A 12820-nucleotide genomic window follows, 5' to 3' on the forward strand; every position below is an offset into this window, starting at 1 on the left:
TGAGACGATTTGTTTCATTATTCCGTTGCATTATATCACCCTGCATGAAGCGGGAGATCAAAGGAGCGTCCACCGGATGGATCAAAAGTTAAAAATCGGCATCACCTGTTATCCGTCCCTCGGAGGGTCTGGCGTTGTCGCAACGGAGCTGGGCAAATTGCTTGCCGAACAGGGGCATCAGGTTCATTTTATTGCCAACAGTATCCCGTTCAGACTGGGTACGTTCCAGAAAAATATTTTTTATCACGAAGTTGAAGTCAATGATTATTATGTTTTCCGTTATCCTCCGTATGATCTGTCACTGGCAACGAAGATGGCTCAGGTGGCTAAGTCACAGCAGTTGGATCTGCTGCATGTTCATTATGCGGTGCCACACGCCGTATGCGCCTTTCTCGCGAAACAGATGGTAGGGGACGGCTTGAAAGTAGTTACCACGTTACATGGAACGGATATTACGGTTCTGGCTCAGGATGAATCTCTGAAGGATCTGATCCGACTTGCCATCAATGAAAGTGACGCGGTTACTGCCGTATCACAAGATTTGATTCGGGAAACGGTCGAATTGCTGGATATTCAACGTCCAATTGATTTAACCTATAATTTTATTGACAAACGAATATATTATCCGCGGGATGCTGCCAGTCTGCGAAGAGACTTTGCTGCGCCTGAAGAAAAAATATTAATGCACATTTCCAACTTCCGACCGGTGAAGAGAACTCAGGATGTGGTAGAGGTCTTCCGTCAGGTACAGGAGCAGGTTCCGGCAAAATTGCTATTTGTAGGAGAAGGGCCCGATTTGCCGAAGATGCAATGGAAGATTAATGATCTCGGCTTAAATAATAAGGTTCATTTCCTTGGTAAGCAGGATGATATTGCCCAAGTGATCTCCATGGCTGACGTGTTGATGCTTCCATCGGAGAAGGAAAGTTTCGGACTTGTGGCGCTCGAAGCAATGGCTTGCGGCGTACCCACGATCGGTTCACAGGCTGGAGGAATTCCGGAACTGGTCTTACATGGTAAGACGGGATTCTTATCCGCCATTGGGGATACACAATCCATGGCCGAGAACACCATCCGTTTGTTAACAGACGATCGTTTGGCTGCGGAGTTCAGGGAAGCGTGTCTTCAGCGCGCACATCATGACTTTTGCAATGATGCCATTCGGCATGAATACGAGCAGATTTATTACCGTGTGTTGGGAAGGGAAGTTCCGAACTTGAAGCCGGTTTGCGGTTAATCAATTTTTTGACGTAATTATACTGTGCATACCACAACAGGCAAGAGAAGAGGTGATATGTGGTGGTTCAATGGACACAGGTTGATCGTGAAATGGCAATTCAAAGTGAGAATGTACTCACAACTTTAAACAAACATGGCTACAAGGCATATTGGGTAGGTGGTTGTGTTCGTGATGAATTGTTGGAACGTGTTGTAGACGATATGGATATCACGACATCTGCTTCTCCCCAGCAAGTCATGGAATTGTTCGACGATTGCATTCCTACAGGTTTGCAACACGGAACGGTTACTGTTCGTTCAGGTGGTTATTACTTTGAAGTGACGACGTTTCGAACAGAATCCGATTATCAGGATAACCGCAGACCTACTGCGGTTCAATTTGTTCAAGAAATAAAGGAAGATTTACAGCGGCGTGACTTCACGATGAACGCTCTTGCGATGGACGTCACTGGGACAATCGTTGACCCGTTTGGTGGACAGGCAGATATTAAGGAAGAGCGAGTCAGATGTGTAGGTTCTGCGATGGAACGATTTGGTGAGGATGCACTGCGGATGCTCCGCTGTGTCCGGTTTGCTTCGGTATTTGATTTCAAAATTGCCCATAACACGTGGAAGGGTCTTGTAAGACAGAAAGACCTGCTTCAACATATTGCGATGGAACGGGTACGCACCGAGATGGTAAAAATGATGTCAGGACCGCATCCTCTAAGAGGGTTGGAGCTGTTATACAGAAGTGATGCGCTTGCACACATCAAAGCGCCGGTTAACTCGGATCGCTTTATCAAGAAAATTTTAGCCAATCTCGAACAGCTGTCAGGTGAGCATGTGTTGCTCCGTTGGTCACTCATCCTGCTTGCTGGCGGTTATAGCAAGGACGAAGCAGACGTATTATTACGTCAGTGGACATTCTCTAATGAACATCGTTCTCGTATATCAGGGGTCCTTCAGGTGGAGCAGTTGATTTATACTTCCGTTCAGGAGCAGAAGGATACGGTTAGTCTCCGTTCCGATTGGATCGTTACTGTTCTGGCATGTGGTGTTCAGGCTGCGGATGATTGGCTTCGAATACAGTCCCTACTGCCAAGAGGCTGGCGGAACCAGTCCGAACAAGCAGAAATGCAGGTTGTTTTGGTTCAAGAAATGGCAGTCGAATGGAGTCAATCAATCCCTGTGCATGACTTGAAAGAATTGCACATCACAGGGGAACAAGTGTTACAAATGGTGCAGCGCAAAGGGGGGCCTTGGCTGGGTCAACTGATGAAACATTTGTTAAGAGAAACGGCGATTGGAACGATATCGAATCAGCATGAAGCACTAAGTGCAGAAGTGAAGCGGGTGGTTGAAGATGACCAAGCATGAAGATCTGTTACATATGTTATTAGATGCAGAAGGACGGTTTGTATCGGGTGAAGAGATTAGCCGTCATCTGTCCATCAGTCGGACTGCTGTGTGGAAACATGTGAACAAGTTGCGGGACATGGGGTATGAGTTTGAAGCTGTATCCCGTAAAGGATATCGTCTGGTCACGAAGCCGGACAGCATTGACGCAACTGCCCTCCAATTGGCGCTGGATACAGCCCTATTCGGCCGTAAGGCTGTTCTGTTAACCTCGACCTTGTCTACACAAGGGGATGTTCTGAAGCTGGCTGAGCGGGGGCAAGCTGAAGGTGCTGTGGTCATTGCGGAAGAACAAACAGGAGGACGAGGACGTTTTGGTCGCCAGTGGTTCTCTCCCCCGGGAAAAGGAATATGGATGAGTATCCTGTTGCGCCCTGATCTACCACTTCAGCATACGCCACAGCTTACTTTATTAACAGGAGTGGCTGTATGTCGTGCCGTTCGAGCTTGTACAGGCACTGATGCAGGCATCAAATGGCCCAATGATCTGATGATTGATGGACGCAAGGTATGTGGCATATTGCTTGAATCCACGGTGGAAGATCATGAAGTCAGATACTGTATTGCAGGTATAGGCGTTGACGTGAATTTTGATCCCGAGGATTATCCGGAAGATCTGACAGCTATAGCTACTTCACTCAAGATGGAGACGGGGCAACCTGTTGATCGTACCAAGCTCACGGCTGCCATTTTAACCGAGCTGGAACAGTTATATTTTTTGTATCAAAAAGAAGGATTCGGTGTGATCTCAGCTCTATGGGAGGCCTTGTCCGTATCGATAAATCGAGAGATTACAGTGACGAATCCTCAGGGTGTCATTGAAGGGAAAGCAATCGGTCTGGCCCCTTCAGGAGCACTCCTTGTGGAGAAACACGATGGAGAACAAGTACACGTCATCTCTGGTGAGATTTCCTGGAAATCGTAAACAATATGTCGAATTTTACTGGTAAAATGAACATAAGACGTGAAGTTTGAGCAGAACTTTGGTATACTGTCTTCGTGAGGCGATATCGGCTAATGCAGACCGAATTGCACTCCCGTAACAGTAACCTTTGTTCTGCTTTGATGTGTTTGATATAAGCAGATCGCAGTGCAAGAATGAAATAAAATTAAGTGAGTTGTTGGATTCTGCTCTGAGCCGAAGAGGACCGAGACAGAAGGGACGATCGCAAGTGACTCTTTTTTGACTTTTCGGGACTTTTTAGTGGAAAACTAAAAGGTTTTTTTGTTGCGTTTTATTTGAAAAGAAGAAAGGAGCCATGAGAGAAAATGGCAAACAAACAAGCGATGAATATTGTGAAAATGAAAAAATACAAGCAGGATGGCGTGCCGCTTAGCATGATCACGGCTTATGATTATCCTACAGCGCTCCTCGCAGAGGAAGCAGGAATCGATCTGATTCTAGTTGGTGATTCACTCGGCAATGTAGTGCTGGGTTATAATTCAACACTTCCGGTGACCATCGACGATATGGTGTACCATACACGTTCCGTCGTACGCGGGGCTGAGAAGACGTTTATCGTGGCTGATATGCCTTTCATGACTTATCATGGCAGCGTGGATGAGACGCTTAAGGGTGTACGTCGACTGATGCAAGAAGGGCATGCCCATGCGGTTAAGATGGAAGGCGGGGTGGAGATTGCGGACACCGTCAGAGCCGTTGTGCAAGCAGGTGTGCCTGTTCTTGGACATATCGGGCTGACACCTCAATCGGTCAATCAGATTGGTGGATATCGCATTCAGGGCAAGGATGCAGCAGATGCGAAACGTTTGATGGACGAAGCCAAAGCTTTGGAAGCTGCAGGAGCGTTTGGCATTGTGCTTGAACTGGTTACGGAAGAAGTTGCACGGGCGATCTCGGAGGAACTGTCGATCCCTACCATTGGGATTGGTGCAGGACGAGGCTGTGACGGTCAGGTACTGGTATTCCACGATGTGGTTCAATACGCCTCCCCGTATACGCCCAAACGTTTTGTCAAAACCTATGGAGATGTGGGTACATTAATCAGAACCAGCATTGAAGCTTACGTGAAAGAAGTTAAAGATCGTTCGTTCCCGGCCGAAGAGCATGTATTTAATGCTGCGGATGGTGTTCTGGATCAATTGTATGGACAACGCAAGGAAAAGGTGGGAAGTAACTCATGAAAGTATTACGGACAATCGCAGAGTTAAGACAGGAGCTAAGCTTGAAGCGTCAAGCGATTCGATCCAATGCGTCCGTTGTAGGTCTGGTACCGACAATGGGGTATCTACATCAAGGTCATGCAAGCTTGATGCAAGCAGCCAGACAGCAGAGCGATATCGTGGTATTAAGCATATTCGTTAATCCAATTCAATTTGGTCCTAATGAAGATTTTGACAGCTATCCGCGGGATGAAGCCAGAGATGTGGAAACAGCACGCTCACAAGGAGTGGATATCGTATTTATTCCCTCAGTTGAAGAGATGTATCCACAGGCAACGCAGACAACGGTATCTGTGTCAAAATTGACTGAGCGCTTATGTGGCGCTTCCAGACCAGGACATTTTAACGGAGTAACGACGGTAGTCTCGAAGCTTTTCAACATCGTACAGCCACAGCGTGCTTTTTTTGGTATGAAAGACGCTCAGCAGGTTGCGGTCATTCAACAGATGGTGAATGATTTGAATATGCCTGTAGAAATTGTTCCCTGTCCCATTGTTCGTGAAGAGGATGGTCTTGCCCTTAGTTCACGTAATGTCTATCTTAGCTCGGAGCAGCGTACACAAGCATTAGTTCTGTCGAAGGCACTGCGCGCAGCTCAGGAAGCCGCAGATACGGGTATGGCTATAAACGCCGCAGATATACGTCGTATTTTGCGTGAGCAGATCGCAACCTCACCGCTTGCAGTGATTGACTATGCCGAGATTCAGGCTTTTCCAAGTCTGGAGCCGCTCGCAGATCAGGAAGAAGTTCAAGGACGTGACGATCTGCTCATTGCACTTGCGGTGAAATTCGGAAAAACAAGATTGATTGACAATATAAGGTTGCAAAAATCGGAGGTGCTGTCCCATGTTTAGAACACTCATGAAATCCAAAATTCACCGGGCTACGGTAACGGAAGCCAACTTGAACTATGTGGGTAGCATTACCATAGATGAAGACTTGATGGAAACATCCGACTTGATGGAAAACGAGAAAGTGCAGATTGTGAACAACAACAATGGTGCACGTCTGGAAACTTATGTGATTCCAGGACCGCGCGGTAGCGGGGTCATCTGTCTAAATGGCGCAGCTGCTCGTCTGGTGCAGCCTGGAGACAACGTCATTATCATTTCTTATGCCATGATGTCGCAAGAAGAGGCAAATACTCACAAACCAACCGTTGTGTTTGTAGATGGACAGAATAAACCTGTACAAACCATGAAGCAGGAAGTTCACGCAACAATTATGTAATCGACTGGTAAGGAGAATGAAATCGGCCCTTGAAGCAAAAAATGAGTACAGGTCACTGCACTAATCCATTTTTTCAAGGGTGGGGATGCAACGATGTTCCAGCATGTTTTCGCAGAAATGAACGACATGTTAGATGAAATTATCAAGAGCTATCCTTCCGCTGAAGGTCTGAACAAACAAGAATTGCTGCAAAAGTGGAACTTGCTTAAGCGGATGAGTGACGGAATGTTGGATGAATGGCTGATGTTTGAAGAAAAGATGAGCCAGGTGAGGGAACGGCAGATGGATAAGCCAGCCTCCCTTGAACCGGAACAGGAAGCTGTCACCGCTCTGCCTGAACTCCATCTGGAATGTTTCAGTCGAGGACAAGGGTATTTCAAATTACAGATGTATCCGCAGGCGATCTTGCAGTTCTCCCGGGTTGTGACCGACCATCCGGAGAGTGCATTGACTCGTTTTTACTTGGCACTCGCATATCTGAATCTGGAACAAATCGCTGAAGCCGGGACACATTTGCAGCAGATCATGTATCTTAAGGGCTCACCTCGCTTGAAAGGGCTTGTATGTAACGCTCTGGGCTGTATTCAAGCCAAGCTTGCGAACCCGGAGGCTGCATGTTCACTCTTTGCACAGGCCCTTCAGTATGACCCGACATTGACCGAACCGCTGTACAACATGGAAGCTTGCAGGTTGAACAGGGGAAAATTGCAATATGCTAATCAGCTGACGACCCTTCATTAAGCGGGAATTCGGCGACAAAAAAACGGTGTTCCCTCCTTTGGCATAGCGGCGGGGACACCGCTTTTTTGTCAGTTAATTTTCAAATCCCCTTTTTTTTGCTATGCTGTAACATAGACTGGAATGGAAGGGACCGTATATTGCAATGAAATTTGCCGTATTGGATTTCGAAACAACCGGCACGCAGTCCGACGGGGAGATTATACAAGCCGGACTTGCCATCATAGATCATGACTTCAGCATAACTCAAATATATAGTTCTTATGTGAACCCTGGTGTCCCGATTCCCCCGTTTATCTCGGGGTTAACGGGTATTACCGATGAAGATGTGGCGGACGCTCCATCACTCGAAGAGATGATGATGGAGATGGTTCCGCTGCTTAACGATGTGGTGCTTGTTGGACACAACGTCGCTTTTGATTTTCACTTTTTGCAGAATGCTCTTGACCGTTGCGGTTATCTGCCGTTCACTGGCCGTATTCTGGATACCATTGATTTTCTGAAGATTACGTTCCCATCACTGGGTTCTTATCAACTCGGTTATGTGTCTTCTGAATTTGGATTTCAACATGATCGCCCTCACCAGGCCGACAGTGACGCACTGGCGACAGCCTATGTGCTGCTCAAGTGTCTGGATGAGTTAAAGGAATTACCGCTCATAACGATTCAACGGCTCAGTGACCTGTTCGCACCAGAAGACAGTGACTTGGGTTGGTTCTTGGACGGGATGCGCAGTGAGAAGGAAGCAGAGCCGATTCAGGATCTGGACGGACATACCTATTATCGGCAGCTTGCTCTTAATGTAAGTGATTGGACTGATATTGGTGCACCGCGTGATGAGCGAGAGGGTAACCCCCTTGATGGCGTAAGCTTCGAACAATTTATGGATCAGGTTCGGGAGAACCTGAAGGATACGCTGGATCATTATGAAGAGCGTGAAGCGCAGACCCAGATGTTCAGCAGTGTAAGGCAAGCCCTGGATGAAGAGAAACATCTCTTGATCGAAGCTGGAACAGGTACCGGTAAATCTCTGGGTTATCTGCTGCCAGCGATATACGAAAGTGTGAAACAAGAACAGAAAGTCATGGTCAGCACGCATACGATCAATCTGCAGGAGCAATTGAGAGAGCGGGATATTCCGATGCTGACCCAAGTGGTTCCGTTTCCGTTTAAGGCTGCTGTCTTCAAAGGACGTGGACATTACCTGTGCCTGCGCAAATTTGAACACAAAATCAATAAACGTGAATTCGCCACGCCCAAAGAGGATTATTTCACAGCCGCTCAGATGATCGTGTGGCTCACACAGACCGAAACTGGAGATGATGAGGAGCTTAACCTTAGCGGACGCGGAGGCGACTTCTGGGAGACAGTACAGAGCGAATCCGAGTCCTGTCTGGGAAGATCCTGCCCATGGTTCCGCAAATGTTTCTATCATCGCGCCAAACATGAGGCCGGGTTGTCTGATATCGTAATAACCAATCACTCCAAATTGTTTACGGATGTCAAAGCAGCACATCAGTTGTTGCCAGCCTATGAGAGTCTTGTGATCGATGAGGCCCATCATCTCGAGGATGTGGCTGGTAAACATCTTGGAATGCATATGAAATATTTCACTTTGGTTCATACCCTGACCCGTCTGTTCAAAGACAGTCGTAATGGACAACTGCCTATGCTTCGTTCGCAGTTATCCGGGCATGAAAATTCGGTGCAATGGGGCTCCATGGTGGATCAGATGTTCCCGCTGGCTGTTGAGGTTAAGGAGCTGTGGGATCGTATGAGCGATGCCCTGTTCGGTCTTTTGCCTGAACGAAGTGATGCTTCACCGGGAGAGACAGGGCAATTTTCCCTGCGCCTCAAGGCATCTCAGAAACCAGCGAAATGGCAGGAGTTGCAGGATCTGGAGAACCAGATCTATGTGACTCTGGGCGATTTGGTTCGCAAAGGGGACAAATTGCTGCTTGAGGTGAAAGAGGATCAGGATGATTATCAATCGGATAGTCTGATTACGGACATTACAGGACTGCTGAAAGATCTGACCACATTGAAGGAGAATCTGCGATTCTTCATGCGTATGGATGATGCCAAAACGGTGTACTGGATGGAAGCCAGCGGTCAGTTCCGCAGTAAATCTCTTCAACTGTACGCCGTACCTGTCGATGTCAGTGCACAACTGAAGGATTTGTTCTTTGATAAAAAGAAAAGTGTTGTGCTTACATCGGCTACGCTCTCTGTAGATAAGTCATTCCAGTTCATGATTGAGCAGCTTGGCTTACAGGAAGCCTCTGAGAATAATCGGCTGTTAACGTCGATGCTGCCATCACCTTTTAATTATCGCGATCAGGCACTTCTAGTGATTCCGCGTGATTTCCCGAGTGTGAAAGGCAGTGTGGGTGATGCGCACTTTGTCAATATGCTGGTGCAATCACTCGCAGAGACCGCAATTGCCACTCGTGGCCGCATGATGGTTCTGTTTACTTCATACAAGATGCTGCGCCAGGTCTATGATCCGCTGAAAGAGGCACTGTCAGGTAACGACATTTCGTTGTTGGGCCAAGGTGTGGACAGTGGAAGCCGCTCCAAGTTGACTCGCAGGTTCCAGGAGGCCAAAGCCACGGTACTTCTGGGCACCAGCAGCTTCTGGGAGGGTGTAGATATCCCGGGAGAAGCACTGACCTGTCTCGCTATTGTGCGTTTGCCTTTCCAGCCGCCAAATCATCCGTTGGTTGAAGCCAAGAGTGAATTGCTCCAGGAGCAAAAGAAAAATCCATTCATGAAACTGTCTGTGCCGCAAGCGGTCATTCGTTTCAAGCAAGGATTTGGCCGATTGGTGCGAACAGCGAAGGACAGAGGTATTGTCATTGTTTATGATACACGTGTGATCGAAGCGTACTATGGCAAATTCTTTTTATATTCATTACCTGGTCCTAAAATGGAGCATATGCTCACGGAGCAGATGGTTCCACGAATTACCGAGTGGTTAGAAAAACCTTTTAATGAACAAGAATAATGGTTAATTTTGTTCGTATATCATTGCATGACACTATCGTTTGGCGTTAAACTTTATTAGATATTTCCGTATCCGATTAAAGCAGTTGCACGTAAGAACTTATAACCTAAATTACAAGGAGCATTCTGTATAAAATGTCACGCGTCTATCTTTGAGTTTATACAGAATGCTCATCTTTTCATCTATTATTTTATCGTGGCATTGGTAAGGGGGAGCAAGAATGAAATCGGATAAAATTTCGGAAGCGGTGGTACGACGTCTGCCTGTATACTTGCGCTATTTGAACGAGTTGCATCAGCGTGAGGTGGCTACTGTTTCTTCTCAAGAGCTTGGACAAAGGCTGGATCTGAATCCGGCCCAAATTCGAAAAGATCTGGCTTACTTCGGTGATTTTGGTCGAAAAGGGATCGGGTATGATGTATCCTATTTGATCGAGAAAATTCGTCACATTCTCAAAATTGATCAGCAAATTAATGTAGCTCTGGTAGGTGCGGGTAACCTGGGACAGGCCCTGTCCAACTACAACGCTTATCTGAAAGACAACATGAAGATTGTTGCTGTATTCGATGCATATGGACCGAAGATTGGTAGTCAAATCAACAGCTTGACGGTAAAACCAATGAATGAATTGACGGAAGCGGTTAAGACGGATAACATCCGCATCGGTATTATTACAGTTCCGGATACGGAAGCTCAAAATGTAGCCGATCAACTTATTGAATCGGGAATCGAAGCGATTCTTAATTTTGCACCAACCATTCTAAAAACACCGCCACATATCCGCATTCACCATGCTGACTTTACAACGGATCTGCTTAGTTTGGCCTATTACTTGGAGACTGGAAAGGACGACGAGGAAGATGACAACAAATAGATGGGTAATTCACAACGGCAAATTTGCCGTTAATGAAGGCACTACATGGAACGTGGTTCATGGATACATGGTTGTCGAGAATGACAAGATTGTGCATATTGGTGAGACATTGCCGGATGGAGACGAAAATTGTACCAAAGTGGATGGAAAAGGATTGTTCTTCCTGCCGGGTCTGATCAATACGCATGGTCATGCAGCGATGTCGTTGCTCAGAGGACACGGGGACGATCTTGCATTACAAGTATGGTTGCAGGAAAAAATGTGGCCGATGGAAGCAAAAATGACTTCTCAAGACGTATATTGGGGAACTTCGCTATCCGTGCTTGAAATGTTGAAAGGCGGAACTACAGCTTTCCTGGACATGTATGATCATATGGATCAGGTTGCCAAAGTTGTGGAACAATCCGGCGTTAGAGCAGCACTGGCACGTGGTGTAATCGGGCTGTGCTCGGAAGAAGAGCAATTGCGGAAGCTGGAGGAGTCGGCAGCGTTTGCGCGTGAGTGGAATGGACAGGCAGATGGTCGCATCACAACCGTAATCTCTCCACACGCACCATATACATGCCCTCCTGACTACATAGAGAAGCTTGTACAGGTCGCAAATGATCTTAACCTTCCTCTGCATACACATATGTCGGAAACGCTTCGTGAAGTGGAGCAGAACGTTACAGACTATGGACTGCGTCCTGTGGCACATCTGGAGAAACTGGGCTTTTTTTCCCGTCCATCCCTGGTTGCACATGCGGTGCATCTCAATGACGAAGAGATTGAAATTTTGGCCCGCCATGATGTGGCTGTATCCCATAACCCGGGAAGTAACCTGAAACTCGCTTCCGGCGTTGCGCGGGTGCCTGCGTTACTGAAAGCGGGAGTTACCGTGTCACTCGGAACCGACGGACCGGCAAGCAACAACAACCTGGATATGTTTGAAGAAATGAGACTGGCTGCATTGATCCACAAAGGTGTGTCTGGTGATCCGACTGCCGTGCCAGCGGGCGAAGCATTACTACTCGGAACTTCATATGGTGCTAAATCCATCTTCCTGAACAATACCGGAGCGCTTCAGGCAGGCATGAAGGCTGATTTCATCGCCCTGGACATTGAACAGGCACACTTCTACCCACATACAGACCTGATCTCACATACGATTTATTCAGCCTCTGCCAAAGATGTGGAGCATGTATGGGTAGATGGGAAACAAGTGGTTAAACATGGCGAATGTCTGACGCTGGATGAAGAACGCATTTTGCGTGAGTCTCAATTGGCATTTGATGGTTTGCTTGCTCGTTAATTGCATTGCGGAGCATCATAGGGAAAGGAAGTTCGACTTTTGAAGAAAAAAAAGAAGTGGATATGGATTTCGCTGCTTGCACTGGTTCTGATTCTGATTGGACTTCAGCGTTATTATGTGTATGTCACACAGGATCAGCGCAAGGAAGAAGCGCTCGCCATAAAGGCAGCACAGGAGCAACTGGGCATTACATCTTATGATGAATTGCGTAAGTACATCTGGGGAGATAAAGAAGGCTCTGACAACATCTACTGGACCCTGATCGGCAAAAACAAGGATAACCAGGATGTTATGGTCTGGGTTAAGTTCGATGCAAACAATCAACCTGCTACAGGTGCTAACGCTATACACAGTGAACTGCTGCAGAATGGCATGTCCGAAGCACAGATACGCAATCGCTTTAGTTCCGAAGTTTCAGCCGGTGAGATTAAACGAATCATGCCCGGAGTTGTGAATGGAATATATGTGTGGCAAGTGTATTATAAAGACGGTACGCATAACCACTATCGGTTTTATCGTTTTAGCAATGGAGAACAGGTAGACTTGGTTTACACACTTCCGAACAGCTAGAACAAATAGAGTAACTTAGCTAGAGAATCATAGAAATGAAAGAACCGGCAGACGGATATCCGACTGTACCGGTTCTTTGTGTTGCCTGTGAACAGTTTTGATTTGAATAGTTAAAATTAATAATTTATTCATATTTTCGCCTTCGAAATTGTATATACGATGTGATATACTCAGTTATGTACTCAAAGTTACATTCATAACAAATAAACCTGTCGAAATTCTCGCAGGAGTCAATGTGCACATATTCGTATATACCAATAGGCCAGTAATTTAGGCCAAAATCTGGGAG

The 12820-nt window shown here is 46.7% G+C and carries 11 protein-coding genes; all 11 read left to right on the plus strand.

What is annotated here, in order from left to right; translation table 11 throughout:
- The first annotated feature begins 76 nt into the window (after positions 1 to 76).
- The 11 genes from bshA to MKY73_RS10865 all read left to right on the plus strand — a co-directional run bounded on the left by bshA (position 77) and on the right by MKY73_RS10865 (position 12531).
- A complete protein-coding gene (bshA, locus tag MKY73_RS10815; protein WP_339307343.1) occupies positions 77 to 1237 on the plus strand; it encodes an N-acetyl-alpha-D-glucosaminyl L-malate synthase BshA in 1161 nt (386 codons plus the stop codon).
- A gap of 62 nt (positions 1238 to 1299) precedes the next feature.
- Positions 1300 to 2598, plus strand: a complete 1299-nt coding sequence (locus tag MKY73_RS10820) for a CCA tRNA nucleotidyltransferase (RefSeq protein WP_339307344.1) — start codon at positions 1300 to 1302, stop codon at positions 2596 to 2598.
- Positions 2585 to 3562: a biotin--[acetyl-CoA-carboxylase] ligase gene (locus MKY73_RS10825; protein ID WP_339307345.1), complete on the plus strand. Its 978-nt coding sequence runs from the start codon at positions 2585 to 2587 to the stop codon at positions 3560 to 3562. The genes MKY73_RS10820 and MKY73_RS10825 overlap by 14 nt, the downstream gene beginning before the upstream one ends.
- A 344-nt stretch (positions 3563 to 3906) precedes the next feature.
- Positions 3907 to 4782, plus strand: a complete 876-nt coding sequence (panB, locus tag MKY73_RS10830; RefSeq protein WP_339307347.1) for a 3-methyl-2-oxobutanoate hydroxymethyltransferase — start codon at positions 3907 to 3909, stop codon at positions 4780 to 4782.
- The gene (panC, locus tag MKY73_RS10835; protein ID WP_339307348.1) at positions 4779 to 5675 is read left to right on the plus strand and encodes a pantoate--beta-alanine ligase; all 897 of its coding nucleotides are present in this window, start codon (positions 4779 to 4781) and stop codon (positions 5673 to 5675) included. Before panB ends, panC begins: the two co-directional genes overlap by 4 nt.
- The gene (gene panD / locus MKY73_RS10840) at positions 5668 to 6051 is read left to right on the plus strand and encodes an aspartate 1-decarboxylase (RefSeq protein ID WP_017687742.1); all 384 of its coding nucleotides are present in this window, start codon (positions 5668 to 5670) and stop codon (positions 6049 to 6051) included. The genes panC and panD overlap by 8 nt, the downstream gene beginning before the upstream one ends.
- 93 nt (positions 6052 to 6144) lie before the next feature.
- A complete protein-coding gene (locus tag MKY73_RS10845; RefSeq protein ID WP_339307350.1) occupies positions 6145 to 6792 on the plus strand; it encodes a hypothetical protein in 648 nt (215 codons plus the stop codon).
- A gap of 142 nt (positions 6793 to 6934) precedes the next feature.
- Positions 6935 to 9796: an ATP-dependent DNA helicase DinG gene (gene dinG / locus MKY73_RS10850; protein ID WP_339307352.1), complete on the plus strand. Its 2862-nt coding sequence runs from the start codon at positions 6935 to 6937 to the stop codon at positions 9794 to 9796.
- Between the two features lie 220 nt (positions 9797 to 10016).
- Complete coding sequence (locus MKY73_RS10855) at positions 10017 to 10670, plus strand: redox-sensing transcriptional repressor Rex (protein WP_253438523.1); 654 nt, start codon at positions 10017 to 10019, stop codon at positions 10668 to 10670.
- On the plus strand, positions 10657 to 11961 hold the full coding sequence (locus MKY73_RS10860; protein WP_339307353.1) for an amidohydrolase: 1305 nt from the start codon (positions 10657 to 10659) through the stop codon (positions 11959 to 11961). Before MKY73_RS10855 ends, MKY73_RS10860 begins: the two co-directional genes overlap by 14 nt.
- 39 nt (positions 11962 to 12000) lie before the next feature.
- Positions 12001 to 12531, plus strand: coding sequence for a DUF5590 domain-containing protein (locus tag MKY73_RS10865; protein WP_339307354.1), 531 nt, complete (start codon positions 12001 to 12003; stop codon positions 12529 to 12531).
- Positions 12532 to 12820 lie beyond the last annotated feature (289 nt).

The sequence above is a fragment of the Paenibacillus sp. FSL R5-0519 genome (genome assembly GCF_037974275.1).
GTDB lineage: Bacteria > Bacillota > Bacilli > Paenibacillales > Paenibacillaceae > Paenibacillus.